The organism is Williamsia deligens, from assembly GCF_024171765.1.
In the GTDB taxonomy this organism is placed as follows: domain Bacteria; phylum Actinomycetota; class Actinomycetes; order Mycobacteriales; family Mycobacteriaceae; genus Williamsia_A; species Williamsia_A deligens.
Window position 1 is genome coordinate 1,610,712 of record NZ_JAMTCI010000001.1, and the last position, 26,413, is coordinate 1,637,124.

Here is a 26,413-nt window from a genome sequence, read left to right on the forward strand (position 1 = left end):
GGTCAGCCCGGGAGCAGGCTCGCCCGGCCCACCGTGATCTCCACGGCCTGGGTGTTGTTCAGGACGCTGTTGGTGGGCGGGTTCTGCGAGATCACCCGGTTGGCGTCCGGGCTGGTGAGGCCCACGTTGCGCGGCACCTGGTTGAGAGTCGTGGACTTCCAGCCCGCCGCCGCCAGGGCGTCCTCGGCCTGCTGCACCGTCTTGCCGGTGAGGTCAGGCATGCGGAACTGGTTGCCCCGCGAGACGGTGACCGTCACGGTGCTGCCCTCGTCGACCTGCGTCCCCGCGGTGGGCGACGAACTCAGGACGGTGCCGGCGGCCTGCTCGGAGTCCGTCTGCTGAACGCGGATCTGCAGGCGCACGTCGTCGAGGGTCTGCGTCGCCTCGTCGGAGGTCTGACCGGTGAGGGTCGGCACGGACACCTGTCGCGGACCCGTCCCGATCTGGATCGTGATGGTGGTGTTCACCGACTGCGACGTCCCGCTCTGCGGTGACAGCCCAGCGACCTTGCCCCGCAGCTGGTTCGACGACGGGATCTGGGCTGTCTTCACGTCGGTGAACCCCAGCCCGGACAGGGTCCGACGGGCGTCGTCCTCGGTTCTCCCCGTGAGGTCCGGGAGGTCCTGGCGCTGCGGTCCGCTGGAGATGTACAGGGTGACCGCTGATCCCTTGTCCGCGCTCACGCCCTCCGACGGTGCGGTCCGGGTCGGCTGACCCGACGGCACGTCGTTGCTCGGCTCCTGCAGCGTGTTCACGCGGAATCCCGCGCTCCGCAACGCGGACTGCGCCTGCGAGGCGGACATGTCGGTGACCTTCGGGATCGCGACCTGGTCGTTGTCGGTCGCCCACGGCCGGACGAGCAGGAGTGCGATGACGACGACGGCCGCGGCGGCGAGCGCCCCGAACGCGAGCAGTCGTCGGCCACGCCGGCGTGGGGGTTCGTCGTCGGCGTCGGGGCGGCGGTGCGAGGTGGGCGCGGCCCGTCCCGACCGCTGCCGGGCAACCGGCTCGATGATGCCCGTCTTGTCCTCGTCGGACAGCAGCATCGGGGCACTGGGACGACCGCCGGCGAGGACCTTCATCAGGTCCGAGCGCATCTCACCTGCCGACTGGTACCGGTTCGCGGGGTTCTTGCTCATCGCCTTGAGGACGACGGAGTCGAGGACGGCGGGGATCTCGCGTCGGATGCTCGACGGGACCGGCGGATCCTCGCGCACGTGCTGGTAGGCCACCGCGACCGGGGAGTCGCCGGTGAAAGGCGGCTGGCCGGTGAGCAACTCGAACAGGACGCAGCCCATCGAGTACACGTCGCTGCGGGCGTCGACGCTCTCACCCCGCGCCTGTTCCGGTGAGAGGTATTGCGCCGTACCGATGACGGCGGAGGTCTGGGTCATGGAACCGGTCGCGTCGGACATGGCCCGCGCGATGCCGAAGTCCATCACCTTCACCGCACCGGCCCGGTCGATCATGACGTTGGCCGGCTTCATGTCCCGGTGGACGATGCCGTTCTGGTGCGAGAAGTCCAGCGCCGCAGCGACATCGGCCATCCATGTCATCGCCTGCCGTGGCGCGACATGACCCTGGGCGCGCAGCACGTCACGCAGCGTTTCGCCGTCGACGAACTCCATCACGATGAACGGCAACGGACCCTCGGGGGTCGTCGACTCACCGGTGTCGAACACCGACACGATGGTGGGGTGGTTCAGCGCCGCGGCGTTCTGGGCCTCCCGGCGGAACCGGAGGTAGAAGCTCGGGTCCCGGGCGAGGTCCGCCCGGAGCACCTTGATGGCGACGTCCCGGTGCAGGAGCAGGTCGCGGGCGAGGTGCACCTCGGACATCCCACCGAATCCCAGCGTCTCGCCCAGCTCATAGCGATCCGACAGGTGACGCGGCGTGGACATCAGTCACCTCTCTGGCGGGACTGGCCGGCGAGGGGGGTCGGGCTGGCCCCACCACTGTAGTTCTGCTGCAGACCCGGGATGAGCGACCCGAGGTCGGGCAGCAGGCCACCGGGGGTGGTCGTCGTGGTGGTGGTCTCCGGCGTCGTGGTGGTCGTCGTCTCGGTCGTGGTCGTCGTGGTGGTGGTCTCGTCCGTGGTCGTGGTGGTCGTCTCCTGTGTGGGGGCCACCTCCGTCGTCTGGGTCACGGTCGACGGTGTGCTCGACGGAGCTGTCGCCCCGCCGCTGTCCCCACTGGTCGCGAGCCAGTAGCCGACGAGTCCGAGGGCGGCGAGCAGCAACAGCACCGCGATCGCGGCGAGGGCCTTCTGCCCCGCGGTCCAGCCGCTGTCGTCGCGGATCGGCGCGGCGGGGATGGGGCGGCGTGACGTCACGGTCGGCGGCGGCGGGCCCGCCGGACGCGGGATCGGTGCCGACATCTCGCGCGTCAGCGGCGGCGGGGCCGCGACCGGACCGACACCCGACCCGGGTACCGGGGGGCGGCGTCCCGCCCGGACGGCGGCGACGGCGTCGGCGAATTCGCCGCCGTCGGTGTAGCGGCGGTGCGGGTCCTTCGCCATGGTGATGGCGATGAGTTCTCTGATGCCCGAGGGCAGTTCGGCGGGCAGCGGGGGAGGCGTCTCGCGGATGTGCTTCATCGCGACGGTGATGGCGCCGTCGCCGAGGAACGGCCGACGACCGGAGATCGACTCGTAGCCGACGACCCCGAGCGAGTAGACGTCCGACGCCGACGTCGCGTCCTCGCCCAAAGCCTGCTCGGGCGAGATGTACTGCGCGGTACCCATCACCATGCCGGTCTGGGTGACCGGCGCGGCGTCGACGGCCTTCGCGATGCCGAAGTCGGTGATCTTCACCTGACCGGTCGGTGTGATCAGGATGTTGCCGGGCTTGACGTCCCGGTGCACCAGACCCGCGGTGTGCGCCGCGTTGAGCGCCCGTCCGGTCTGCTCGAGCATGTCGAGGGCGTTGGTCAGCGAGAGCCGACCGAGGCGAGACAGCACGGCGTTGAGGGGCTCCCCGTTGACGAGCTCCATCACGAGGTAGGCCAGCGCCGGACCGCCTGCGCGGTCGGGGGTCTCGCCGTAGTCGAAGATGCTCGCGATGCCCGGGTCGTGCAGGCGCGCGGTGGTCATCGCCTCGATGCGGAAGCGCTGCAGGAACTCGGCGTCGTCGGAAAACTCCGACTTGAGCACCTTGACCGCTACACGCCGGTCGAGCCGGGTGTCGAGGCCCTCCCAGACCTGACCCATGCCGCCGGTCGCGATCAGACGCATCAGTCGGTAGCGGTCGGCGATCGTCGTGCCACTCTGCAGGCTCACTGGTTCCCCCTGAGCATCTCGTTGATCACGGCGCGGCCGATCGGGGCGGCGGACGAGCCACCGGTCGACTGCAGGCCGCGATCACCGTTCTCGACGATGACGGCCACCGCGATCTGTGCGTTGCTCGACGGTCCGAACGCGATGTACCAGGCGTACGGCGTGGTCGCGGCCTCGGAGGTCGCCGAGTGCTCGGCGGTACCGGTCTTCGACGCGATGGTCACCGACGATCCGCCCGACCCGGACGTGTTGCGTTCCGAGTCGATCATGAGGCTGGTGAGGGTGGCCGCGGTCTGCGCCGAGATCGGCTCGTCGATGCTGTTGGGCGCGGTGGTGTACAGCGTCTTGAGGTCCGGGCCCTGCAGCTTGTCGACGAGGTAGGGCGACATGCGCACACCGCCGTTGGCGACGGTGGCCGCGATCATCGCGTTCTCCAGCGGCGTCATCCGCACGTCGCGCTGTCCGATGGCGCTCTGACCGAGCGCCGCCAGATCGGAGATGGGACCGGTGGTCGAGCCCGCCACCGACATCGGGATGTCGGGGGTGTCGGAGTCGAGGCCGAACTTGCCGGCCTCGGACTTCACGGAGTCGATAGGGTTCGACAGGCGCTCGGTGGCGAGCTGCACGAACGCCGTGTTGCACGAGTACTGGAAGGCCTGCCGCAGGGTCACCGTGCCACCGGACGAACTCGGGCAGGTCTCACCGGCGTAGTTGGTGAGCTGGGTAGCGGTGTCGGGCAACGTGATCGAGCTCGATGCCGTGAGGCGGGTGGTGTCGGGGTTGATCCCCTGCGCCAGCGCCGCCGCCGTGGTGACCACCTTGAAGGTCGACCCCGGCGGGTAGGTCTGGTCGATCGCGCGGTTCAGCATCGGCTGCGGCGAGGTGTCGGTGATCTGCTCGGGGTTCCACCGGTTCCAGGCCGCCTCCCGCTCGGCGGCGTCGTGGCTGGTGAGCAGGTTCGGGTCGTAGGACGGTGTCGAGACCATCGCCAGGATCGCGCCCGTCTTCGGTGCGATGGCGACGACGGATCCGCGGCACCCGCCCGAGCACCCGGCGTTCATGGCGTCGTAGGCGACCTTCTGCAGGTTCGGCCGGATCGTCGTGACCACGTTGCCGCCCCGGGGATCCCGACCGGAGAACATGTCGAGGAATCGCTGCCCGAAGAGACGGTCGTCGTTGCCGTTGAGCAGGGAGTCGTAGGCCTGCTCGATGCCGGCGCTGCCGTACTGGAACGAGTAGAAGCCGGTCACCGGGGCGAACGCCGCGGCGTCACGCCCGGGGTAGACGCGCAGGTACTTCAGCCGGTCGCTCGTCGGCACCGACTGCGCGATCACGGTCTGGCCGGCGGTGATCTGACCCCGCTGGCGGGAGTACTCGTCGAGCAGGACGCGCTGGTTGCGGGGATCGGCGCGCAGCGAGTCGGCCTTGAAGACCTGGATGTAGGTCACGTTGGCCAGCAGCGCGACGACCATGACCATAACGGCGATGACGACGCGGCGGATCGGGATGTTCACGCGCGCTTCACCACCTGCGTCTGCGCCGCGGCGACCGGGACCTGCGGCTTGCGCTGCGACGTGTCGGGTTCGCGCGCCGCGTTGGACACCCGGACGAGCAGTGCAACGAGGACGAAGTTCGCCAGCAGCGACGACCCGCCGTAGGACATGAACGGCGTCGTCAGACCGGTCAGCGGGATGAGCGTGGTGACACCGCCGACGACGACGAACACCTGAACGCCCATCGAGAAGGACAGTCCCGTCGCGAGGAGCTTGCCGAAGCTGTCGCGCACGGTGATCCCGGTGCGCAGACCGCGCACGACGAGGATCAGGTAGATGCCGAGGACGGCGGTGAGACCGACCAGCCCGAGCTCCTCGCCGATCGTCGTGACGATGAAGTCGGTGTTCGCGAACGGCACGATGTTCGGACGACCCGAGCCGAGTCCGGTGCCGAACAGGCCACCCGTCGCGAGGCCGAACAGCCCCTGTCCCACCTGGTATCCCGTGCCGTAGAAGTCGGAGAACGGGTCCTGCCAGACCTGCACGCGGACCTGCAGGTGGGGGAACAGCTCGTAGGCGAGGATCGCGCCGACGGTGAACAGGACGACGCCGATGATCACCCAGCTCACGCGTTCGGTGGCGACGTAGAGCAGCGCGAGGATCGTCGTGAAGATGAGGAGCGGTCCGCCGAGGTCGTTGGCCAGCGCGAAGATCCCGATGGTGACGATCCACGCCGCCAGCAGCGGCCCGAGGTCGCGGGCGCGGGGCAGGTCCATCCCCAGGAAGTGCTTGCCCGCGGTGGTGAAGAGGTCCCGCTTGGACACCAGCAGCGACGCCGTGAAGATGATGATGAGGATCTTCGAGAACTCACCGGGCTGGATGTTGAACAGCGGTGTGCGGATCCAGTTCTTGGACCCGTTGATCTCCGACAGCGACGCCGGCAGGAGCACCGGGATCGCCAGGAAGATCAGCCCCGACAGGCCGAGGATGTAGCTGTATCGCGACAGCGTGCGGTGGTCGCGGACGAACACCAGGATCAGGGTGAACGCGACGATGCCCAACACCATCCACAGCACCTGCTGGTCGGCGTTGGACGACGACGTCGTGGAGTCGGCGGTCTCCCCGTTGCGGCCCGACCCGAGATCGAGGCGGTGGATGAGCACCAGGCCGAGACCGTTGAGCGTCGCCACCAACGGCAGGATCAGCGGGTCGGCGTAGGGCGCGAACCGTCGGATGACGAGGTGGGCGAACCCGTACAGGACAACGAAGATGACCACGTACTTGCCGACGGCCCAGGTGAGCTTCTGTTCCTGTGCCGCCTCGACGTTGACCAGCGCAGCCGTCACCACGAGCGCGGCGAGACCGAGCAGGCCGAGCTCGGTGGTCCGGCCGGTGGGACGGCGGATCGGGCCCGACGTCGGCGTGGGGGTGACGGATTCCTGCGACATTCAGTGCCCCCGACAGATCTTGCGGCCGCTGTCGTCGAAGCGGTCGACGCTGGTGTCGATGGTCGAGGTGGGCGGTGCCGACGACGCCGGGGGCGCACCGGTGCGGCCGGGTTGGACCGGGGTGGTCGTCACCGGCGGGAGTGTCGCGGCGGGGGCGCTCGACGGCGGCGCGGGGGTCGATCCCGGCGCCGCGGTGGTGCCCGCGGTGCCCGACGGTGTGGTCGACTCCGTCCCGCACAGCGGCAGCAGCGACAGCAGGGTGACGTTCTGCTTCGCCTCGCCCAACGGGACGCTGGGCTTGCTCGCGCGGACGGTGTTCTGGCTGGGCTGCGACAGGTCGCCGACCCGCAGCGGGGAACACGACGACGATGCGGAGCCGGCCGGCGCGAACGTGATCGTCGGTGTGGCCGCGGACGGGTCGCTGACGCAGGCGGCCATGCTCACCGAGTTCAGCGAGATGCCCAGGACCGATCCCTGCATGCCGCGGTAGAGCACGACCTGTCCGTCGGACTCGCCGACGTAGTAGTTGGACCGGATGATCGAGCGCGCGACGAGACCGCCCGCGACCACCAGGACGATGAGCAGGACCGCAGCCGCGACGAACGGCCACCGACGACGCGGCCGGCGCTCGTCGACGACCTCCTCGGGCTCGACGGTGGGCCGTCGCGGCGACTCCTGCGGCGGTCGCAACGCCGCGGCCCGTCCTGCGGACGTCGTCGGATCGGGCGTGTAGTCGTCGTCACCGTCCCCCGCGGCGCCAGCGCGGATGGGCCGGTGGTCGCCGTAGTCGACGTCTACGACGTCGGCCACGACGACGGTGACGTTGTCCGGGCCGCCGCCGCGCAGCGCGAGTTCGATCAGACGGTCGGCGCAGTCACCGTGGTCGGCCACCGACGACAACGTGTCGGCGATGGTCTCCTCCGAGACCACGTCCGACAGGCCGTCGGAACAGAGCAGGTAGCGGTCACCGGCCCGGGCCTCGCGGATGGTGAGGGTTGGTTCGACCTCGGCACCGGTGAGAGCACGCATGATGAGTGACCGCTGGGGGTGGGTGTGCGCCTGCTCGGCGGTGATCCGACCCTCCTCGACGAGGGTCTGCACGAACGTGTCGTCGCGGGTGATCTGGTTCAGCTCACCGTCACGCAGCAGGTAACCGCGGGAGTCGCCGATGTGGCACAGCGCGAGGCGGGTGCCGGCGAACAGGATGGCGGTGAGCGTGGTGCCCATCCCGTCGAGTTCGGGGGAGCGTTCCACCTGCTGTGCGATGGCGGCGTTGCCGCTGCGGATCGCGGTCTCGAGCTTGCCGAGGAGGTCGCCGCCGGGCTCGTCGTCGTCGAGGGGCTGCAGGGCCTCGACAACGAGTTGGCTGGCGACCTCACCGGCGGCGTGCCCACCCATGCCGTCGGCCAGGGCGAGCAGACGCGCACCGGCGTAGACCGAGTCCTCGTTGTTCGAGCGGACCAGACCGCGATCGCTGCGCGCGATGTACCGCAGGACGAGGGTCACGGGCGCAGCTCGATCACGGTCTTGCCGATGCGGACCGGTGTCGCCAACGGCACCTTCACCGCCGTCGTGACCTTGCCGCGATCGAGGTAGGTGCCGTTCGTCGACCCGAGGTCCTCGACGTACCAGTCGTCACCGCGCCGCGAGATGCGGGCATGACGCTCGGACGCGTAGTCGTCGGAGAGGACGAGGGTGGAGTCGGCCGCGCGGCCGATGAGCACGGGCTGGGAGCCCAGGGTGATGCGTGTGTTGGCCAGGGCGCCGTGGGTGACCACGAGATATCGGGCCGCACCCTTGGCCCGGGGCGTCCCACCAGACCCGCGGCCGGACCGCGCGAAGCGGGGGACGGGGCGTTGCCCGGTGGCCGCGTAGACGTCGTGCCGGAGCGCGCGCAGGACGGCCCAGATCAGGAACCACAACAGCAGGAGGAACCCGATGCGGGTCAGCTGCAGCACGATGCCCTGCACAGCGGTTCACCTCCGTCGTGGGTGTTCGTGGGCGGAGGGTCGCGCGCAGCAGGGACTGAAGAGACGCCGCGCGGCGACCATGGACCCACATCCTATGGGGACGGCGGCGGCGCGCCGGTAACCCCGTGTGTCAGGTTCGCATCGCTTCCTCCGGCGCATGGCCGGCAGCGACGTCTACTGGAATCGCACCGTGATGTCGGAGTGGCCGAGACGGATGCGGTCACCGTCGGCGAGCTCCCAGCTGCTGACGGCGACGTCGTTGACGGTGGTGCCGTTCGTCGAGTTCAGATCGTGCAGGAGCGCGGTGCGCCCGTCCCACCGGATCTCGACGTGACGTCGGGAGACGCCGGTGTCGGGGAGGCGGAACTGCGCCTCCTGTCCGCGGCCGATCACGTTCGACCCGTCCCGCAGCGAGAAGGTGCGGTTGCTGCCGTCCTCGAGCACCAGGGTCACACCGGTGGGCGCGTACACGGGCGCGGCGGTGGCCTGGCCGTATCCCTGGTCGTAGGCGCCGGGCTGGTAGGCACCCTGGTCGTAGCCCCCGCGGTCGTATCCGCCCTGGTAGCTGCCACCGGTCCGCGGTGCGTAACCGCCCTGGTCGTACCCGCCCTGCTGGTAGCCGGCGTCGCGGTGATCGGCGTCCGGGTAGTAGCCGGCGTCGCCCTGCTGGTAGCCGCGGTCGGCCTCGTAGCCGGCGCCGCCCTGGTCGTATCCCTGCTGGTCGTAGCCGCCGGACTGGCCGTACCCGCCCTGCTGGTACCCGCCGGACTGGCCGTAGGTGCCCTGGTCGTATCCGCCGCGCTGGTCCCAGCCACCCTGCTGGTAGCCGCTGTCGCGGTACCCGCTGTCGGCGTACCCGCGCTGGCCCTCCGCGTGACCACCGCTCGGCTCGTACGGCGCCTGGTCATAGGACTGCTGGTCGTAGGCCTGCTGTCCGTAACCGCCCTGCTGACCGTGTCCGCCCTGGCCGTACGCGCCGTACCCGGCATCGTGCTGGGGCTGCTCGTACGCCGCAGGTGCCTGTTCGTGCGCGCCCTGCTCGTACGAGCCCCGGTCGTACTCGCGGTCGTCGTGACCGCGGCGCGAGTCGTGTCCTGGGTTCTGCGTCATGGGGGGCACTCCTGGTGTGGGATTCGCGATCGGCGGGACAGCGGTGTGCGGGCCGGGGTTCTGGGGGCCGAAGTTCTGGGGGGCGTGCATCGGGGGGGCTGGGGGTACCGGGGTACCGACCGGCGCGGGTGCGGCGTCCGGATCGACCCGTCCGCGTGCCCGGAACTGGCCCGTGTGCAACGACGGCGAGTGCTCGAACTCCACGACCACGTCACCGTAGGTCTGCCACCCATTGTCGCGGATGAAGTGCTCGAGATGACGCGAGAACGTCTTGCGGTTCAGTTCGTACTCGGAGGACAGCTCGGCGTGGTCGGTGGAGCTGACGACCACCGTGTAGGCGTTGGGCGCCAGAGCACCACCGTCACCGAGGTCCTCGACGGAGTCCTCCGCCTCGCGCTGGAGGGCGTTCTCGACCTCCTGGGGCGCCACCTTGCCTCCGAAGACGCGGGCGAAACCGTCGTCGACGGCACCTTCCAGCTTGCGTTCCAGGCGCTGCAGGATCCCCATGTCGGGACACCTCCCTCCAGGTCGTCAGCGTGTCACCATGCATTCCGAGCGGTTTGATGATAGCGACCGCCCAGGCCAATCGACCCATCGTGTCACCAAGGGCCCCGTCTGTCACACCGGTGCGCCCGCAGGTCACGAGCGACGATTTATCGCGGTGCGCCCGTGGGTGTTATGGTCGTCGGCGTCCGTCACCCAGACGGACGATGCCGGTTCGGTCCTCTGACCGAGCTTGTCACGGGCGAGTGGCGGAATGGCAGACGCGCTGGCTTCAGGTGCCAGTGTCCTTCGGGACGTGGGGGTTCAAGTCCCCCTTCGCCCACACACACACCCACGGGGCACACTCTCCGCGTGGGATTCGACGTCACCGAGTACACGACAGTGCTCATCACCCTCGTGGTCATCATGGACCCGCCGGGACAGATCCCGATCTTCCTCAGCCTCGTGGGCGGTCAGCCGCCCGCGGTGCGCAACCGCGCGGCGTTCCAGGCCCCTGCGGTGAGCCTGCTGGTCATCAGCACGTTCGCGGTGGGCGGGAAGTTCATCCTGGCGTACCTCCACATCGGCGTCCCCGCGTTGCAGGGCGCGGGCGGCCTGCTGCTGTTGCTCGTGGCCCTGCAGTTGCTGACGGGACTGGGCAACGCGTCGAACCCGAAGGCGGCCGACGGTGTCAACGTCGCGCTCGTGCCGCTCGGGACACCGCTGCTCGCCGGGCCCGGGGCCATCGCCGCGGTCATCGTGTCGGTCTCGCAGGCGCAGAGTTCCGCCGGCAGCTACCTCGCGATCGCCGCGGCCATCGTCACCGTCCACGTCATCCTGGCGACGGTGCTCCGGTTCTCCACGGTCCTCATCCGGATCCTCGGTGTGGGTGGGGTGACACTGCTCGCGAAGATCGCCGGCCTCCTGCTCGCGGCCATCGCGGTCCAGCTGATCGCCAACTCCGTGATGGGGTTCGCCGCCGGACGGTGACCGGGGGCGTCGGTCGTCGGCGGTTCGACGGTCGTTCACGCGAACGACAGCGCGCGATCTTCAACAGCCGCTATGATCGCTTGCGAGTAACGAACAGTGCACGGAAGCGTTTCGGGGGTCTCGCTCCACGTGCCGGCGACGGTGAGACGGGCGACGGAGCGGACGTGAGCGAACACGGAGGCACGGCGGCGGGCGGCGGGGTCGACCCGGTGCTGAACGCGGTCGTCAGCCTCCCCGGTGGACGCGGGCTCTGTGTCGAGACCCGCACCGCGGACGAGACGGCCATCGAGATGCTCGCTGCCGACGGTCACGTCGTCCGCATCACCGTGCGGCCCGGTGGTGAGATCGTGGTGACCACCGACGGCCTCGCTGGGACGGGACAGGTGGTCATCGTCGACGCCCACGGCACGGTGCGGCCGGAGCCGGCACCCGCCGTCTGACGCGACAGCGTCGAACGGTCGGGCACCAGGCACTCAGCGTGTGACGAAGCCCTGCGAGATCATCCAGTCCCGTGCAACCGTCGCGGGCTCCTCGCCGTCGACGTCGACCTTCCGGTTCATGGCGGTGATGGCGGGGCTGGTCAGCTTGTCCGACACCGGCGCCATGACCCGCGCGATGTCGGGGTGGTCCAGCGCGTACTGCTTGCGCATGACGATGGCTGCGTTGTAGTTCGGGAAGAACTTCTTGTCGTCGGTGAGGATCTGCAGGTCGAGCGCCTGGATCCGGCCGTCGGTGGTGAACACCTCGCCGAAGGCGCACTGTCCGCCGTTGGAGGTGGCGGAGTAGATGATGCCGGTCTGCAGGATCGAGACCGGAGCCTTCGTCACGGGGAACCCGTACACGCGCGCCATGCCGGGGAAACCGTCCTGGCGCGAGCGGAACTCGGTCTCGAGACAGGTGCGGGCGGCACCCGGATCGCGGTTGACGAGGGCGGCGTAGTCGCTGAGCGTCTTCACCCCGGTCTTCTGCACCGTCGCCTTGTTGGCGGCCAGCGCGTAGGTGTTGTTCATCGGCGCGGGCGCGGTCCAGACCAGACCGTTCTTCTTCAGGTCCTCGTCGCGCACGGCCTCGAACTGCTTGCGCTCGTCCGGGATCGGCTTCTCGTTGCCGAGGTAGTTGATCCACCCGGTGCCGGTGTACTCGTAGGCGACGTCCACCTGACCCTCGATCTGCGAGTCACGGGTGGACCGGGACCCGACGATGGAGGTGAGGTCGCGGACGTCCGCGCCGGCCGCCATCAACGAGAACTCGATGATGTAGCCGAGGATCACCTGCTCGGTGAACTCCTTCGAGCCGACCGTCACCTTGACGCCCTTGAGCGCGGGGATGGGTTTGATGGACCCGGCCTGGACGGTGAACGGCGGAGTGCTGCCCGACGCCAGCCCGCACGCAGCGGTGACCGCGATGAGCAGTCCCGACATCGCCAGCAGGACAGCGGTTCTCGCCTGACGCGAGAGGGTCGCGGGGCTCATACTCCGCGGTGAACCGCTCATACTCTCAGTCCTTTCGGTCCCAGCCAGCGTTCGGCGAGGGCGCCGGCCCAGTCGACCATGAGGGCCAGGCACGCGGCGAGCACGGCACCCAGGATGAGGGCGACGTTGTCACGCAGTTTGTAACCGGTGTCGATGAGGATGCCGAGGCCGCCGGCGTCGACGAGGAAGCTCAGCGTCGCTGTGCCCACGGCGAGCACCAGCGAGGTGCGCAGACCCGCGAGGATGTAGGGGACCGCCAGAGGGAACTCGAGGCGCCACAGGATCGACGGCTTCGACATCCCCTGGCCGCGCCCGGCGTCGATGACGGCGCGGTCCACGCTCGCGAACCCGAGCAGCGTGTTGGCCAGGACCGGGAGCAGCGAGTAGATCGCGATGGGGATCACGCCGATCCAGAAGCCCGTGGTCGCCGTCCAGAGGAACAGCAGCACCAGCAGACCGATGGCCGGTGTGGCCTGACCGATGTTGGCGATCGCGATGGCCACGGGCGCGAACCGCACCAGCGCCGGTCGGCTGAGGAGGGTCCCGAGCGGCACGGCGATGGCCACCACGATGGCGGCGACCACGATGCTGATCACGAGGTGCTGCCAGACCAACGACGCCAGGTTCGACGGGTTGATCGTCTCCTTCTGGGTGGCGGTCAGGCTCTGGGTGAACGCCCAGGCGATGACCGCGGCGGCGACGGCCAGGACGATCAGTGGCTGGATCAGCAGCCGGACGCGGCCCTCGGTGTCGACCTCGGCGGCCTGTACCGCCGACATTGTCGCGGTCACGCGAGTTCCGCCGCCGAGGCTCCGCGCAGGTCGCGGATGGCCGACATCAGGGTCTCGATGACGACGACGCCCTCGTAGCGACCGTTGCGGCCGGTGACGATGGCCGACACGCAGCCGGTGGAGAGGATGGCCTCGAGCGCCTGCTGCAGCGTCGAGGACATCGACACCAGATCGGCCGGGACGCCGACGTCGCGGAGGTTCGTCGCGGTGCGCAGGTGGTGGTCGCGGACCCAGCGCACCGGCCGGTCGCGGTCGTCGACGATGACACCCCAGTCGTCGTCGGAGGCGTCGATCGCCCGGGCGAGTTGATCGACCGGGTCGTTCTCGTGCGCGGTGGGACGCTGCTCGAGCTGGACGTCGCGGACCCGCTTCAGGCCGAGCTGCTGGAGCAGCGCGCCCTTGCCGACGAAGCCCTCGACCATCTCGGTGGCGGGGTTGGCGAGGATCGCCTCGGGGGTGTCGTACTGCTGGATCGACGACTGGTCGCCGAGCACGGCGATGCGGTCGCCGAGCTTGACCGCCTCGGCAAAGTCGTGGGTGACGAACACGATCGTCGTGCCGATCTCGGCGTGCAGGCGGATCAGCTCGTCCTGCAGCGATGCGCGGGTGATCGGGTCGACGGCACCGAACGGCTCGTCCATGAGCAGGACCGGCGGGTCGGCCGCGAGCGCCCGGGCGACCCCGACGCGCTGCTGCTGACCGCCGGAGAGCTGACGGGGGAACCGGCGGGCGTAGATCGCCGGGTCGAGGCCGACCAGCGACAGCATCTCCTCGACGCGGGCGGAGACGCGCTTCTTGTCCCACTTGAGCAGGCCGGGCACCAACGCCACGTTCTGCTCGATGGTCATGTGCGGGAACAGCCCCGCCTGCTGGATCGAGTAGCCGATCGACCGGCGCAGTTCGTTCGCCGGGATCGACAGGGCGTCGCGTCCGCCGATCGAGATCGACCCCGAGGTCGGCTCGATGAGCCGGTTGATCATCCGCATCGTCGTCGTCTTGCCGCAGCCCGACGGGCCGACGAACACGACGATCTCGCCCGCGTCGATGGTCATCGAGACGTCCTCGACAGCCGCCTTCTGCTGGCCCGCGTATCGCTTGCTGACGTGGTCGAGGACGATCTCGACCCCGGTCGACTCCGACGAGGAGGTCGCAGCCGACCTCTCCTGTACTCCGGTCATGCTGCGAGTCCCTTCGATGTGGTGAACCGACCGATCACCTGGTAGATCGCGTCCAGAACGAGAGCCAGCACCACGATGAGGATGGTGCCGGTGAGTGCCATCGGGATGGCGGTGGGACTGCCGATGCGGGCGAGTCCCGAGAAGATGAGGTTGCCCAGTCCGGGGCCCTTGGCGTAGGCGGCGATGGCGAGGATGCCCATCGCCATCTGCGAGCTGACACGCATGCCGGAGAGGACCGACGGCCACGCCAGTCGCATCTCCACCCGCCACAGGGTCTGCCACCGGGACATCCCGGTCCCTCGTGCCGCGTCGACCAGGGCCGGGTCGACCGCGGTGAGTCCCACGATCGTGTTCCGGATGATCGGCAGCAGGGAGTAGAGCACCAGCGCGATGACGCTGGGGGTCACGCCGAGGTGGAAGATCGGGATCAACAACCCGAGCAACGCGAACGACGGGATCGTCAGGATTGCCGACGACAACGAGTTCGCCAGGGACGACGCCGTCGCGTTGCGATAGGTGAGGACACCGATCGCGACGGCGATGATCGTCGCCAGGATGACGCTCTGCACCACGGCACTGACGTGCTGATAGCTGTCGAACAAGAGTTGTCGTCGATGACCGGTGAAGTAGTCCCAGACACTGTCCACGGGCGCTCCTCGCTGCTGAATACGGCCCGCGCGCCCGACCCGCCGTCTGCTCGACGGGGTGGTCGCAATTCGGCTCAGTATGCGCGCAAGGGTTCCGTCACGGCTGATTTAACGGCATACATGCTGGTATGACGGCGATTTTGGAACCCACGACGACCCTGGGCGGCCCCCGCGCCGCATTCGCCGACCCCCGCGTCCGACTCACGAAGATCGGTCACCATCTCGGCGCCCGCATCGACGGGCTGCACCTCTCGGCGGGCCTGGACGACACCACGGTGGAGGACCTGCGCCGCGCGGTGCTGACCCACAAGGTGGTCATCGTGACCGGCCAGCACCACATCGACGACGACGGGCAGTACGCGTTCGCCGGCCGGCTCGGGACCCCGACGAAGGCGCACCCCACCGTCCTGTCGCGTGGGGAGGACCTCCTGCCGCTCGAGGGGGCGGCCAACTCGTGGCACACCGATGTCACCTTCGTCGATCGTGTGCCGAAGATGTCGGTGCTGCGCGCGGTGGTGCAGCCCGAGTACGGCGGCGCGACCATGTGGGCCTCCACCGTCGCCGCCTACGCGGCGCTGCCGTTGCCGCTGCGGGTCCTGGCCGACTCGCTGCGGGCGATCCACACCAACGACTACGACTACGCCGAGCACCTCACCGTCGGTGACTCCAGCGACCCCGCCTACCGCGAGGAGTTCGTGCGCACGGTGTTCCGCACGGAACACCCGGTGGTGCGCGTGCATCCCGAGACCGGGGAACGGGCGCTGACCCTGGGGCACTTCGTCAGCGGGTTCGCCGGGTTGAAGACGTCGGAGTCCGCCGACATCCTGCGTCTGCTCCAGGCCCGCGTCGAGCGGCCGGACAACACTGTGCGCTGGAACTGGTCGCCGGGCGACATCGCCATCTGGGACAACCGGTCCACCCAGCACTACGGGGTGGCCGACTTCGGCGGCGCCTACCGCCGGGTGAACCGCGTGACCCTGGCCGGCGACATCCCCGTCGGTGTCGACGGCCGCCGGTCCACGGTGCTCGCGGGTGACGCCTCGCACTACTCGGTGATCGACGAACCGCAGGCTCTGCCCGACTTCGTCCCCGCCAGCGACCGCAGCATCTCCGGCCCCGCAGCCTGAGGTAGGCGCCCGGGTCGAAGACCCGATCCCTCGGTAGGGGCTGACGACACTGCATTAGTGTCGTACGCCACAGGGGTTGCCGACCGGGGATGAGTGATCGATGCGAGATCCACGTCGCACGCCGCCCGTGGCCCGTCGTGAATCGCGTGTCGAGGCCGTCTCTCGCTACACGATCGGCGCCGCCGCGGCGAACTTCGCCCTGCTCGCGTACCTGACGCGGATCTACACCCACAGCCCGGCGTGGCTGGATCTCGTGGTGATCGCGTTCGGCACCGCGTCGCTGATCACGGCGGTCGTCTGGATCACGACACGGTGGCTGTTGAGTCCGCGCGGGCTGCGGGTGTTCATCGTCTTCGCCGACGTCGGGACGTCGGTCGTGCTCACCGGTATCCAACCGGTCGCCGACTCGGTGATCGGCTGCGCGATGTTCGGTGTCATCGGACTCATGGCGGTGTTCTTCCTCCCGCGGCCGTGGCTCGTGACGCACACGCTGTACGCGGCCGCCGTCACCGTCGCGTTCTCGGGCGCGGCCATCGTGGACGGCGCCGGGGTCGTCTACGTCATCGTCCGCGCCGACGTGGTCCTGGCCGTCGTCATCGCGCCGATCCTCACCGTCGAGCTCGCCTGGCGGACCATGCGGGAGCGGGCGGTGCTGGCGTCGACCGATCCGCTCACCGGTGTGCGCAACCTGCGCGGGATGTGGCAGGCGATGATCCCGATGGTCGCCCGGTCGGCGCGCGACGGGCAGTCGGTCGCCGTCGCCGTCGCCGACATCGACGGGTTCAAGTCGGTCAACGACGACTTCGGGCACGACGTCGGCGACGAGGTGATCCGGCACGTCGCCAACGAGCTGACCGCCCACGTCGGGGACCTCGGGATCGTCGCCCGCAGTGGGGGCGAGGAGTTCACCATCGCGCTCATCCACGACGACGCCGAGGTGATCTGCCGGCGCGCCCACACCATCCCCACCCGACTGTCGGGCGGGGTCGACGCCCCGACCGTGACCCTGAGCATCGGGGTCACGTTCGTCTCGCACGAGCCCTCGGGGACACCCCGCGAGACGGCCCGTGCCGCGCACCGTCAGGCTGATCAGGTGATGTACGAGCAGAAGCGTGCGGGTGGCAACGGGGTCCGGGTGCGGCGGTGACCCTGCTCGCGTCGATCGTCCAGGCCTCGGAGCGGGTCGGCTCGACGCGGTCGCGCAAGACGAAGACCGCCGAGCTGGCGGCGGTCCTGACGTCGGCCGGGCGCGACGAGATCCTCCCGGTCGTCGCCTGGCTGGCCGGGGAGCCGCGGCAGGGGCGGATCGGGATCGGGTGGCGCACCCTCTCGTCGGCGCGTCCGGAACCCGCGGCGCAGCCGTCGCTGAGCGTCGGCGAGGTCGATGCAGCTCTCACCGAGCTGACGACCATCTCCGGTTCCGGGTCCGCCGCCCGCCGCCAGGCCGCCCTCGCCGCGCTCCTCGGTGCCGCGACAGGCCCTGAGCAGCAGTTCCTCGTCCGTCTCATCACCGGGGAGCTGCGGCAGGGCGCGCTCGAGGGCGTCATGACCGAGGCGATCGCCGCGGCGTCGGGTGTCGACGCCGCCGTCGTACGCCGCGCGGTGATGTTGTCCGGTGACCTCGCGGCGACGGCAGCCGAGGCGATGACCGGGGGCGCGGATGCGCTGGGGGCCGTGGGCCTGCAGGTGGGACGGCCGATCCGCCCGATGCTCGCCTCGCCCGGGTCCACCATGGACGAGGCGGTCACCGCGCTCGGGCCCGACATCGTCGTCGAGTACAAGCTCGACGGTGCGCGGATCCAGGTGCACCGGTCCGGCGACGACGTCGTGATCGTCACCCGGACGCTGCGGGACATCACCGCGTCGGTCCCCGAACTGGTCGAGCTGGTCCGGGGGTTGCCCTGCGACTCGGTCGTCCTCGACGGCGAGACCCTGGCGCTGGCGGACTCGGGACGTCCGCGTCCGTTCCAGGAGACGATGAGCCGGTTCGGCTCGGCCGAGGGCGACCTGTTGCTGTCGCCGTGGTTCTTCGACTGTCTCCACCTCGACGGAGTCGACCTCCTCGACGCGCCGCTGGAGGAACGGCTCGAAGCCCTCGAACGCGTGGCCGGGGCGCACCGGATCCCGTCGGTGATGCGGCCGGACGCGGAGCAGGCGGCCGCGCATCTCGACGCGGCTCTGGCCGCCGGGCACGAGGGCGCGATGGTGAAGGACCTCGCGTCGCCCTACAGCGCCGGCCGACGGGGGAAGAGCTGGCAGAAGATCAAACCCGAACACACCCTGGACCTCGTGGTGATCGCGGTGGAGTGGGGGAGCGGCCGACGGTCCGGGTGGCTGTCGAACCTGCACCTCGGTGCCCGCGATCCTGACGGCGGTCCGCCGATCATGGTCGGCAAGACGTTCAAGGGACTGACCGACGAGCTGTTGCGGTGGCAGACCGAGGAGTTCCCCCGGTACGAGACGCACCGCGACGCCCACACCGTGTACCTGCGCCCCGAGATCGTCGTGGAGATCGAACTCGACGGCGCGCAGACGTCGTCGCGCTACCCCGGGGGTGTGGCCCTGCGGTTCGCTCGGGTGTTGCGGTACCGGCCGGACAAGACCCCCGCCGAGGCGGACACCGTGGACACCGTCCGCGCGATGCGCCTCTAGCGCAGGTGCAGGGGGACGCCCTCGTCGGCGAAGACCGCGACGATCTCGTCGAAGCGGTCCAGATGCTCACGGACACCGGCCGATCCGGTCAGCTCGAACTCGAACGCCTCGTCGGCGGGTGTGCCGTAGCCGCCGCGGAGACAGTCGGCGAGCGCGTCGAGATTGGTGCCGAAGTACCCGCCGGGACCGCCCACGGCTCGGCCGATCTCGTCGTAGAAGTCCTGCATGGACGAGACGGCGGCGCCGTCGATCCGATAGGTGATCACGGGACGAGTTCTACCCGATCAGTAGTTCGCGTCGCGGATCTCGCAGAACGAGCCGTAGTGGTCGCCGGTGTAGTAGTAGTGCGCCGGATGGGTGAGAGGTGTTCCGCCCGTGACGATCCGGCGGGCTCCTCGGGTGCTCGCACCGGGGGTGATGACCGTGTACTCGTGGTAGTACCCCGATGCGGCCGACGGCAGCACGCCCTCGCGGTTGGAGAACACGACGTTGTCGTTGTTCGGGTACGGGAACGGCCCGCCCGAGTGGATGAGGTCGACGGTGTCGGTCGCCTGGGCCGGCAGCGATGACAGGGAGCAGGACGAGATGGCGGCGTCGGCCGTGGCCGGCGTCGCGAGAGCCAGTGCGCCGGTGGCGAACACGGCGGCCGCCGCGGCGGTGATCCTCTTCTTCGTGAGCATGCGTAAGGATTACCGGGTGGGTGTGGCCGTCCGGTCAACCGTGGGTGAACACCGGGTGGGGAATGCTCAGTCCCGGTGTGCCGTGACGATGCGGACCTTGCCGATCATGGCCGAGTACTGCGCGTCGGAGGTGATCCCGGTGCCGCGACCGTGCTCGCCGAGCACGGACACCACCGACTCCGACGACGCCGTCCAGCCGTTGTCGGCGAGCCACGCCTGGGCGTCGAACTCACCGGTGTCGAGGAACAGGTCCTCCACGGAGACCCCGAAACCCGACGCGTCGACGTCGAAGTCGGCCGGCGTGATGGGGCCGCTGGTGGTGTCGAGCATGACGACACTGCCGCTCGGTGCGACCGAGGTGATCGTCGACAGCAGCCGCTCCTGGTCCGCCGGGCGGAGGTAGGGAAGCAGGCCCTCGGCCAACCAGAAGGTGGGGACGTCGTCAGCGAGACCCGACCCGCGCAGGGCCGACAGCCAGTCGTCACGGAGATCGCACGCGACCGACACCCGCGTCGCCGACGGTCGTGCGCCGACCGCGTCGAGCACCTCGTCCTTGAAACCGATGACGGCGGGCTGATCGACCTCGAACACCGTCGTGCCCGGCGCCCACTCGATCCGCGCCGCCCGCGCGTCGAGTCCGCTGGCGAGCAGCACCAGCTGGCGACACCGTCCGGCGTTGGCCGCGCGGATCTCCTCGTCGATGCGCAGCGTCCGGGCGGCCATCATGTCGGCCAGGAACTCCAGCGACCGGCTCATCGTCGGATCGTCCTGGGCGCGGTGCGCGACGGCGTCGGGCGCCAGATCGTCCTCACCGGCCGCCACCACGAGCGCCTCGGCGAACGGGTCGTCGATCAGTGCGTCAGCGCGCCGTGACTCGATGGCCCGACCGAGCGCCACCAGCAGCGCGGTCCGACCGACGCTGGAGGTGATCGTCCACTGGTCGCCGTCCGAACGCTGGTTTGTTTGCATCCCTAAAGGTTAGCGACGGGGAGGAGGCACCGCCACGTATGCGCTTCCGTCGACCATGCGTGCGTCGACGACCCGCGCGCCCAGGGGGAGGAGCGAGACGGGGACGAGCTTGAAGTTGGCGACCCCCAGCGGGATGCCGATGATCGTCAGACACAGGAGCACCCCGGTGACGATGTGACCGATGGCGAGCCAGACGCCCGCGACGACGAGCCAGACGATGTTCCCGATGGCCGACGCGACCCCGGCGGACGGGTCGCGGACCACCGTCCGCCCGAACGGCCACAGGGCGTAGGCGCCGATACGGAACGCCGCGATCCCGAACGGGATCGTGATGATGAGGACGCAACACAGGATCCCGGCGAGGAAGTAGCCGATCGCCATCCACAGCCCGCAGAGCACCAGCCAGATGATGTTGAGAAGTGTCCTCATGTCGACATTCTGCCCCGCACGGGAGCCGGGCGGTCTGACACGAGGTCGTGTCAGCCCGTGCTCTACCGTCATCGCATGAGCAATCCTGTGACCTCCCTCGCGAGGAGCGTCGTGCGCACGGCGATGCAGCGGTCCCGGACACCGGGTGACCTCGTCGCCGCGCTGCCCACCACGTCTCCGACGCACCGTCTGCGTGGCACGACCGTCCTCATCACCGGCTCGTCCTCCGGCATCGGCGCCGAGGCCGCGGAGAAGTTCGCCCGACGCGGCGCCACCGTCCTCCTGGTCGCCCGGCGGGTGGAGGAACTCGACGAGGTGGTGGCCCGGATCCGCGCCGTCGGCGGCTCGGCGCACTCCTGCCCCGCGGACCTGGCCGACACCGACGACGCCGCGCGCCTCATCGAGCACGTCCTGACCGAGTACGGCTGCCCCGACGTCGTCGTCAACAACGCGGGTCGGTCCATCCGCCGCGACGTCCTGGACGCGACCGACCGACTGCACGACTACCAGCGCACGATGGCGATCAACTACTTCGCGCCCGTCCAGCTGACCCTCGGGTTCCTGCCCGCCATGAAGGAACGCGGCAGCGGGCACTTCATCAACGTCTCCACCTGGGGGATCCCGATGGGCGCGATGCCCAAGTTCTCGGCCTATGCCGGCTCGAAGGCGGCCATCTCGGTGTTCGGACGCAGCATCGCCGCCGAGCTGCGGGGCACAGGTATCACGGTCAGCACCGTCTACTTCCCGCTGACCAAGACGCCGATGATCGCGCCGACCGACGAGTACCAGAAGGCGCCCGCCCTGACCGCGACCGAGGCCGCGGACTGGCTGGTGCACGCGGCCGTCCACCGCGACCTGGAGATCATGCCCCGCGTCGCGCGGTTCCTGCGCCGCGTCGGTGCGGTGTCGTCGGACGTCGCCGACGGTCTCGTGGCGCGCAACGCCGTCTGACCATCCCGCCGGTCGCACTGTGTCCTAGGGCACAATGGTGGCCAGCACAGGCGTCGACCACACGGGCGCCGGCCGCGGAGGAGGTGCGATGTCGCCGAGGCAGAACGGACGCGACGCCTCCGTGCGGTCCGCGCTCGAGCGGATGCTCGTCGACGGTGTGACCCCGGCCGGCGTGCGCTCGGTGGTGCGGGACTCCTGGCTGCGATCCCTGCGCGGAGGCGCGGACCCGTCGTCGACGTCGCCGGTCGACTCCGCCGCCGCACCCGGTGACTTCGACGGCTATCGCGCGACCCACCCGATGACGGCGGTCCGCCCGATGGTGCGGTCGATGATGGTCGACGACATCACCGGTACCGGCGTGGTGATGGCACTGACCGACGAGCACGGCCGCCTGCTCTGGGTCGAGGGTGACAACGACGCCCGCCGACGCGCCGCCGCCATCGACTTCGTCGAGGGCGCCCTGTGGTCCGAGGAGATCGCGGGGACCAACGCCCCCGGCGTCGCCCTCGCCGTCGACAGCGGCGTCCAGATCGTCGGGGCCGAGCACTTCGCGCAGCCGGTCCAGGGGTGGAGTTGCGCGGCCGCACCGGTCCACGACCCCGCCACCGGCCACGTGATCGGTGTCCTCGACGTGACCGGGGGCAATGCCGTCGCCGCGCCGTTCGCGTTGTCCGCCGTCCGGTCGGTGGTCTCCGCGATCGAGCTCCACCTGCGGATGGGCGCCGTCGACCTCGCGGCCCTCGGCGCGAGCGCCGCCGGCATCGCGGTCGCGACGGTGTCGGTCCTCGGTGCCGACGGTCCGCGGTGGGTCCCGCCCGATGGTTCGCCGCGACGTCTCAGCCCGCGCCACGCGGAGATCCTCCTGCTGTTGGCCTGGCACCCCGAGGGTCTCAACACCGAGCAGCTGGCGATGGCGCTGTCGGAGGACGGCGTCGACGCGGTGACCGTCCGGGCCGAGATCTCCCGTCTGCGCAGGGATCTCGGCTCCGACGTGGTGTTGTCGAGGCCCTACCGTGCCGGCGTTCCCATCTCCTCCGACCTGTCGGAGGTCGTCGATCGCGCGCGCCGGGGTGACATCGCGGGAGCTCTCGCCGACCTCGGTCGCGGTGGGGCCGCCGCGGACTCGCACGCCCCGGGCGTGGCGGCGATCCTGGAGGAGGTGCTCGCCGACATCCGCGGGCTCGCGCTGGCGGGGACCGGTGTGGACGGCGTGCGGGCCTGGACCGAGTCGATGCACGGGCGCGACGACGCCGCCGCGTGGCATGCGTTGGCGGGCCGCGCCACTGTGGACGGCATCGAGGCCGCCCGGGCGCGAGGTCGCGCAGCTCTCGCCGATCGGCGCCTGGGCGTCCGCCTCTGAGACCCCTGCCGCCCTTTTGGAACACTTCTGTTAGTTTGTTCCAATGATGGTGACGAGCCCGGTGAGCACCCGTTTCCGCTGGACCGACCTGCCCTCGACCGTTCCCGAGGGTGTCGCGACCGACGACATGCTCGCGCAGGTCCCGGGGCACGGGAGTCCCGCGCCGTGGCGCATCGCCGGCACCGGGGTGTGGTGGTCGACCCGAGCGGACCGCGCCGACCGCGCCCTGCTCCCCGCCGCCCTGCGTCGCGGGGCGATCCCCTTGCTCAGGGTGGGGTTCGCCGTCACCTACAGCGAGACGCCGGTCGGCGGGTACCACGAACTCGGCGGGGCGATCCTGTACGCGCGCCTCGGCGGGATCTTCGGACACATCCCGTTCCTCCCGGTCGACTCCGCCGCCACCATGCGCGGGGGGCGGGAGAACTGGGCGCTGCCGAAGGTGTTGGCGCAGTTCAGCGGCGACCCCTCGGCCGACTCCACCACGACGGTGTCCGGCACGCGGCCCGACGGCGACTGGTCGGTGGCCATCACCGCGGAGTCCGCGGGGACGTCGAAGCGCGTCGGCATCCCGCGTGTGGCCACCGGATCACTCGCCACCCGACTGGTCTCGAGCGTGTCCGGGTTGGAGCAGGTCGACGCCGACGGCGTCCGCGGGCGGACGGGTTTCGCCGAGCTCGGCGCGATGTCGCTGACGACGGCACCCACGCGCATCCGTCTGTCGACGTCGGGGAGCCCGCAGCTGCGCCGCCTCTTCGCCGACCGAAGCTACTCCGGCGGGACGATCGACTACTCGGGCGTCACCCTCGCCGCACCGAAGATCCGCTGACCGTTCAGCTGTAGCGCTGCGCCAGCTTGGTGAGGGTGCGCTCGATGCCCTCGCCGTTCTTCTTGTCGTAGCCGGTGATCTCGAGGAACTTGGCCGAGCGCGCGGTCGTGTAGTCGAAGGTCTCGGTCACCTCGGTGGTCCCCGGCGACGTCTCCCGGAAGTCCCACCGCCACTTGTGGCCCATCGGGTGCTGCCACTCCACCGTGGTGCCGTCGACGATCTCGGTCGCGGTGGACTTGATCACGTAGGGGACGCCGAACTGCTTCATGCCGACGCTGAACTTGTCGCCGGTCGACAGCTTCTCCGGGCCCTTGACCGTCGAGTCGCGCACAGTGCCCGATCCGTCGAGCTCGTGATGACGGTGCGGGTTGGCGGCCATGGCGAACAGCTCACCGGCGGGGGCGTGGACCGTGACCCGGCGGGCGACCTTGTGCTTGCCGACCTCGACGGTGCTGACTGCGGGCTGGTTCATGGTTCCCAACCTACGCGGACGGGCAGGTCCGACCGCTGCAACGGACCTGCAACGTTGCGCCCGTACCGTCTGTGGTGGACATCACAGATGGCCTCCGCGACCGGTGGCCGTCCAACCAGGACCAGGCAGTGAGGGAGAAACCAATGCCGGTTTTCGCCAACCCGGGCGCCGAGGGCGCCATCATGTCGTTCGAGTCGCGCTACGAGAACTGGATCGGCGGGAAGTGGGTGCCGCCGACCAAGGGTCAGTACTTCGAGAACCCGTCGCCGGTGAACGGCAAGACGTTCTGTGAGGTGGCGCGCTCGACCTCCGAGGACATCGAACTCGCGCTGGACGCCGCGCACGCCGCCGCGCCGGCGTGGGGCAAGACCGCGCCGGCCGAGCGCGCGCAGGTCCTGCTGCGCATCGCCGACCGCATGGAGCAGAACCTCGAGAAGATCGCCGTCGCCGAGTCGTGGGAGAACGGCAAGGCCGTCCGCGAGACGCTGGCCGCCGACATCCCGCTCGCGATCGACCACTTCCGCTACTTCGCCGGCGCGATCCGCGCGCAGGAGGGGTCGCTGTCGCAGATCGACGAGGACACCGTCGCCTACCACTTCCACGAGCCGCTCGGCGTCGTCGGGCAGATCATCCCGTGGAACTTCCCCATCCTCATGGCGGTGTGGAAGTTGGCCCCCGCACTCGCGGCGGGCAACGCCGTCGTGCTGAAGCCGGCCGAGCAGACCCCCGCGTCGATCCTCTACCTGATGAGCCTCATCTCGGATCTGGTGCCGGACGGCGTGCTCAACATCGTCAACGGGTTCGGTGTCGAGGCGGGCAAGCCGCTGGCGTCGAGCAACCGGATCCGCAAGATCGCCTTCACCGGTGAGACCACCACCGGCCGGCTGATCATGCAGTACGCGTCGGAGAACCTCATCCCCGTGACGCTGGAGCTCGGCGGCAAGAGCCCCAACATCTTCTTCGACGACGTCATGTCGGCCGACGACGGCTTCCGCGACCGCGCGCTGGAAGGCTTCACCATGTTCGCCCTGAACCAGGGTGAGGTGTGCACGTGCCCGAGCCGCGCGCTGGTGCAGAAGTCGATCTACTCCGACTTCGTCGACCTCGCGGTGAAGCGCGTCGAGCAGATCAAGCAGGGCAACCCGCTCGACACCGACACGATGATGGGTGCGCAGGCCTCGAACGACCAGTTCGAGAAGATCACCTCGTACCTGAACATCGGCCGCGAAGAGGGTGCGAAGGTGCTCACCGGTGGTGAGGCGGCGGACCTCGGCGGCGACCTGTCGGGCGGCTACTACATCAAGCCGACCGTCTTCGAGGGCAGCAACAGCATGCGGATCTTCCAGGAGGAGATCTTCGGACCGGTGCTCGCGCTGACGTCGTTCTCCGACTACGAGGACGCCATGTCGATCGCCAACGACACCCTCTACGGGCTCGGTGCCGGCGTCTGGTCGCGCGACGGTGCACGCGCCTACCGCGCCGGCCGTGACATCCAGGCCGGCCGTGTGTGGACGAACACCTACCACGACTACCCCGCGCACGCGGCGTTCGGCGGCTACAAGCAGTCGGGCATCGGTCGGGAGAACCACGCGATGATGCTCGACCACTACCAGCAGACGAAGAATCTGCTCGTCGGGTACGCGCAGAACGCCAAGGGGTTCTTCTGATCACCCAGGCGCCACCGCGGGCGGTCGCCCAGGACTCCGCCGTGCAGCTCCTGACCAAGCTGTCGGAGCTGCACGGCGGGCTCATGATCCACCAGTCCGGTGGCTGCTGTGACGGGTCGGCACCGATGTGTTACCCGGTCGGCGACTACCGCGTGGGACAGCGCGACGTCCTCCTCGGTGAGATCGCACTGCCGGATCCGCTTCCGCCGGTGCGCGTCTGGATCAACGGCGACCAGTTCGAACTGTGGAAGCACACCCAGCTGATCCTCGACGTGGTGCCCGGCCGGGGTGCCGGGTTCAGCCTCGAGGCGCCGGAGGGCGTGCGGTTCCTGTCGCGGTCGCGCGCGTTCAGTCCCGACGAGAACACCGCGCTGGCCGCGGATCCGCCGCAGAAGGGTGCGGACTTCTCCTGAGAGGACCGCCG

At 69.7% G+C, this 26,413-nt stretch carries 26 protein-coding genes and 1 tRNA gene; 11 read left to right on the forward strand and 16 right to left on the reverse strand.

The genetic code is table 11. The annotated features are described in order from the left end of the window. Positions 1–2: 2 nt before the first annotated feature. The 7 genes from pknB to LX14_RS07890 form a co-directional block, all read right to left on the reverse strand. Positions 3–1,901: a Stk1 family PASTA domain-containing Ser/Thr kinase gene (pknB, locus tag LX14_RS07860; RefSeq protein ID WP_253646672.1), complete on the reverse strand. Its 1,899-nt coding sequence runs from the start codon at positions 1,899–1,901 to the stop codon at positions 3–5. Continuing rightward, complete coding sequence (locus LX14_RS07865) at positions 1,901–3,277, reverse strand: serine/threonine-protein kinase (protein WP_253646673.1); 1,377 nt, start codon at positions 3,275–3,277, stop codon at positions 1,901–1,903. The genes pknB and LX14_RS07865 overlap by 1 nt, the downstream gene beginning before the upstream one ends. Beyond that, positions 3,274–4,788, reverse strand: a complete 1,515-nt coding sequence (locus tag LX14_RS07870) for a peptidoglycan D,D-transpeptidase FtsI family protein (protein WP_253646674.1) — start codon at positions 4,786–4,788, stop codon at positions 3,274–3,276. Before LX14_RS07870 ends, LX14_RS07865 begins: the two co-directional genes overlap by 4 nt. Next, positions 4,785–6,215 (reverse strand): FtsW/RodA/SpoVE family cell cycle protein, encoded by a 1,431-nt coding sequence (locus LX14_RS07875; RefSeq protein ID WP_253646675.1) that lies wholly within the window; start codon positions 6,213–6,215, stop codon positions 4,785–4,787. The genes LX14_RS07870 and LX14_RS07875 overlap by 4 nt, the downstream gene beginning before the upstream one ends. Beyond that, positions 6,216–7,721: a PP2C family protein-serine/threonine phosphatase gene (locus LX14_RS07880; RefSeq protein ID WP_253646676.1), complete on the reverse strand. Its 1,506-nt coding sequence runs from the start codon at positions 7,719–7,721 to the stop codon at positions 6,216–6,218. It abuts the gene before it with no gap. After that, positions 7,718–8,185, reverse strand: a complete 468-nt coding sequence (locus tag LX14_RS07885; protein ID WP_253646677.1) for an FHA domain-containing protein FhaB/FipA — start codon at positions 8,183–8,185, stop codon at positions 7,718–7,720. Before LX14_RS07885 ends, LX14_RS07880 begins: the two co-directional genes overlap by 4 nt. A gap of 174 nt (positions 8,186–8,359) precedes the next feature. Next, entirely contained in the window at positions 8,360–9,802 is a 1,443-nt protein-coding gene (locus tag LX14_RS07890; protein WP_253646678.1) for an FHA domain-containing protein, read from the reverse strand. 236 nt (positions 9,803–10,038) lie between these two features. Between LX14_RS07890 and LX14_RS07895 the strand changes: the two genes are divergently transcribed. The 3 genes from LX14_RS07895 (at position 10,039) to LX14_RS07905 (ending at position 11,208) form a co-directional block, all read left to right on the forward strand. After that, positions 10,039–10,121, forward strand: a tRNA-Leu gene (locus LX14_RS07895). 29 nt (positions 10,122–10,150) lie between these two features. After that, the gene (locus LX14_RS07900; RefSeq protein ID WP_253646679.1) at positions 10,151–10,768 is read left to right on the forward strand and encodes a MarC family protein; all 618 of its coding nucleotides are present in this window, start codon (positions 10,151–10,153) and stop codon (positions 10,766–10,768) included. A 164-nt stretch (positions 10,769–10,932) separates the two neighbouring features. Further along, positions 10,933–11,208: a hypothetical protein gene (locus LX14_RS07905; RefSeq protein WP_253646680.1), complete on the forward strand. Its 276-nt coding sequence runs from the start codon at positions 10,933–10,935 to the stop codon at positions 11,206–11,208. 33 nt (positions 11,209–11,241) lie between these two features. On the opposite strand, the gene LX14_RS07910 is transcribed toward LX14_RS07905, so the two are convergent. From LX14_RS07910 to LX14_RS07925, 4 genes are read right to left on the reverse strand one after another with little or no spacing between them, the layout of a single operon-like run. Beyond that, positions 11,242–12,240, reverse strand: coding sequence for a glycine betaine ABC transporter substrate-binding protein (locus LX14_RS07910; RefSeq protein ID WP_253646681.1), 999 nt, complete (start codon positions 12,238–12,240; stop codon positions 11,242–11,244). A gap of 17 nt (positions 12,241–12,257) precedes the next feature. Beyond that, positions 12,258–13,019, reverse strand: coding sequence for an ABC transporter permease (locus LX14_RS07915; RefSeq protein ID WP_253647933.1), 762 nt, complete (start codon positions 13,017–13,019; stop codon positions 12,258–12,260). 8 nt (positions 13,020–13,027) lie between these two features. Then, the gene (locus LX14_RS07920) at positions 13,028–14,209 is read right to left on the reverse strand and encodes an ABC transporter ATP-binding protein (RefSeq protein WP_253646682.1); all 1,182 of its coding nucleotides are present in this window, start codon (positions 14,207–14,209) and stop codon (positions 13,028–13,030) included. Then, positions 14,206–14,856 carry an ABC transporter permease gene (locus LX14_RS07925; RefSeq protein WP_253646683.1) on the reverse strand — a complete coding sequence of 217 codons (651 nt, stop codon included), beginning with the start codon at positions 14,854–14,856 and terminating at the stop codon, positions 14,206–14,208. Before LX14_RS07925 ends, LX14_RS07920 begins: the two co-directional genes overlap by 4 nt. Before the next feature lie 128 nt (positions 14,857–14,984). Between LX14_RS07925 and LX14_RS07930 the strand changes: the two genes are divergently transcribed. The 3 genes from LX14_RS07930 (at position 14,985) to LX14_RS07940 (ending at position 18,635) form a co-directional block, all read left to right on the forward strand. Further along, positions 14,985–15,983, forward strand: a complete 999-nt coding sequence (locus tag LX14_RS07930) for a TauD/TfdA dioxygenase family protein (RefSeq protein ID WP_253646684.1) — start codon at positions 14,985–14,987, stop codon at positions 15,981–15,983. A gap of 100 nt (positions 15,984–16,083) precedes the next feature. Further along, complete coding sequence (locus LX14_RS07935; protein ID WP_253646685.1) at positions 16,084–17,130, forward strand: GGDEF domain-containing protein; 1,047 nt, start codon at positions 16,084–16,086, stop codon at positions 17,128–17,130. Then, positions 17,127–18,635 (forward strand): ATP-dependent DNA ligase, encoded by a 1,509-nt coding sequence (locus LX14_RS07940; protein WP_372505279.1) that lies wholly within the window; start codon positions 17,127–17,129, stop codon positions 18,633–18,635. Before LX14_RS07935 ends, LX14_RS07940 begins: the two co-directional genes overlap by 4 nt. Here LX14_RS07940 and LX14_RS07945 read toward each other — a convergent pair. From LX14_RS07945 to LX14_RS07960, 4 genes are all read right to left on the reverse strand, one after another. Further along, positions 18,632–18,901 carry a barstar family protein gene (locus tag LX14_RS07945; RefSeq protein WP_253646686.1) on the reverse strand — a complete coding sequence of 90 codons (270 nt, stop codon included), beginning with the start codon at positions 18,899–18,901 and terminating at the stop codon, positions 18,632–18,634. The genes LX14_RS07940 and LX14_RS07945 overlap by 4 nt on opposite strands. Before the next feature lie 18 nt (positions 18,902–18,919). After that, on the reverse strand, positions 18,920–19,315 hold the full coding sequence (locus LX14_RS07950; protein WP_253646687.1) for a guanyl-specific ribonuclease: 396 nt from the start codon (positions 19,313–19,315) through the stop codon (positions 18,920–18,922). 66 nt (positions 19,316–19,381) lie between these two features. Next, on the reverse strand, positions 19,382–20,284 hold the full coding sequence (locus LX14_RS07955) for an SAM-dependent methyltransferase (protein ID WP_253646688.1): 903 nt from the start codon (positions 20,282–20,284) through the stop codon (positions 19,382–19,384). Positions 20,285–20,293: 9 nt separating this feature from the next. Beyond that, complete coding sequence (locus LX14_RS07960) at positions 20,294–20,713, reverse strand: YccF domain-containing protein (RefSeq protein ID WP_253646689.1); 420 nt, start codon at positions 20,711–20,713, stop codon at positions 20,294–20,296. 75 nt (positions 20,714–20,788) lie between these two features. Here LX14_RS07960 and LX14_RS07965 point away from each other — a divergent pair, with 75 nt between their 5' ends. The 3 genes from LX14_RS07965 (at position 20,789) to LX14_RS07975 (ending at position 23,850) form a co-directional block, all read left to right on the forward strand. Continuing rightward, entirely contained in the window at positions 20,789–21,664 is an 876-nt protein-coding gene (locus LX14_RS07965) for an SDR family NAD(P)-dependent oxidoreductase (RefSeq protein WP_253646690.1), read from the forward strand. An 88-nt stretch (positions 21,665–21,752) separates the two neighbouring features. After that, entirely contained in the window at positions 21,753–23,024 is a 1,272-nt protein-coding gene (locus LX14_RS07970; RefSeq protein ID WP_372505280.1) for a helix-turn-helix domain-containing protein, read from the forward strand. 61 nt (positions 23,025–23,085) lie between these two features. Beyond that, positions 23,086–23,850: an acetoacetate decarboxylase family protein gene (locus LX14_RS07975; RefSeq protein ID WP_253646691.1), complete on the forward strand. Its 765-nt coding sequence runs from the start codon at positions 23,086–23,088 to the stop codon at positions 23,848–23,850. Between the two features lie 4 nt (positions 23,851–23,854). Here LX14_RS07975 and LX14_RS07980 read toward each other — a convergent pair whose 3' ends face one another. Then, positions 23,855–24,322: an SRPBCC family protein gene (locus LX14_RS07980; RefSeq protein WP_253646692.1), complete on the reverse strand. Its 468-nt coding sequence runs from the start codon at positions 24,320–24,322 to the stop codon at positions 23,855–23,857. Positions 24,323–24,465: 143 nt separating this feature from the next. Between LX14_RS07980 and exaC the strand changes: the two genes are divergently transcribed. Together exaC and LX14_RS07990 are read left to right on the forward strand one after the other, a co-directional pair. Continuing rightward, entirely contained in the window at positions 24,466–25,989 is a 1,524-nt protein-coding gene (gene exaC, locus LX14_RS07985; protein ID WP_253646693.1) for an acetaldehyde dehydrogenase ExaC, read from the forward strand. Then, on the forward strand, positions 25,986–26,402 hold the full coding sequence (locus tag LX14_RS07990; RefSeq protein ID WP_253647936.1) for a DUF779 domain-containing protein: 417 nt from the start codon (positions 25,986–25,988) through the stop codon (positions 26,400–26,402). Before exaC ends, LX14_RS07990 begins: the two co-directional genes overlap by 4 nt. The last annotated feature ends 11 nt before the right edge of the window (positions 26,403–26,413 follow it).

Coding starts and splice junctions, on each gene's coding strand:
- LX14_RS07960 (WP_253646689.1), bottom strand. CDS start 20,713: ATGAGGACACTTCTCAACATCATCTGGCTGGTGCTCTGCGGGCTGTGG.
- LX14_RS07965 (WP_253646690.1), top strand. CDS start 20,789: ATGAGCAATCCTGTGACCTCCCTCGCGAGGAGCGTCGTGCGCACGGCG.
- LX14_RS07890 (WP_253646678.1), bottom strand. CDS start 9,802: ATGGGGATCCTGCAGCGCCTGGAACGCAAGCTGGAAGGTGCCGTCGAC.
- LX14_RS07875 (WP_253646675.1), bottom strand. CDS start 6,215: ATGTCGCAGGAATCCGTCACCCCCACGCCGACGTCGGGCCCGATCCGC.
- LX14_RS07935 (WP_253646685.1), top strand. CDS start 16,084: ATGCGAGATCCACGTCGCACGCCGCCCGTGGCCCGTCGTGAATCGCGT.
- LX14_RS07950 (WP_253646687.1), bottom strand. CDS start 19,315: ATGCTCACGAAGAAGAGGATCACCGCCGCGGCGGCCGCCGTGTTCGCC.
- exaC (WP_253646693.1), top strand. CDS start 24,466: ATGCCGGTTTTCGCCAACCCGGGCGCCGAGGGCGCCATCATGTCGTTC.
- LX14_RS07955 (WP_253646688.1), bottom strand. CDS start 20,284: ATGCAAACAAACCAGCGTTCGGACGGCGACCAGTGGACGATCACCTCC.
- LX14_RS07915 (WP_253647933.1), bottom strand. CDS start 13,019: ATGTCGGCGGTACAGGCCGCCGAGGTCGACACCGAGGGCCGCGTCCGG.
- pknB (WP_253646672.1), bottom strand. CDS start 1,901: ATGTCCACGCCGCGTCACCTGTCGGATCGCTATGAGCTGGGCGAGACG.
- LX14_RS07980 (WP_253646692.1), bottom strand. CDS start 24,322: ATGAACCAGCCCGCAGTCAGCACCGTCGAGGTCGGCAAGCACAAGGTC.
- LX14_RS07930 (WP_253646684.1), top strand. CDS start 14,985: ATGACGGCGATTTTGGAACCCACGACGACCCTGGGCGGCCCCCGCGCC.
- LX14_RS07910 (WP_253646681.1), bottom strand. CDS start 12,240: ATGAGCCCCGCGACCCTCTCGCGTCAGGCGAGAACCGCTGTCCTGCTG.
- LX14_RS07970 (WP_372505280.1), top strand. CDS start 21,753: ATGTCGCCGAGGCAGAACGGACGCGACGCCTCCGTGCGGTCCGCGCTC.
- LX14_RS07920 (WP_253646682.1), bottom strand. CDS start 14,209: ATGACCGGAGTACAGGAGAGGTCGGCTGCGACCTCCTCGTCGGAGTCG.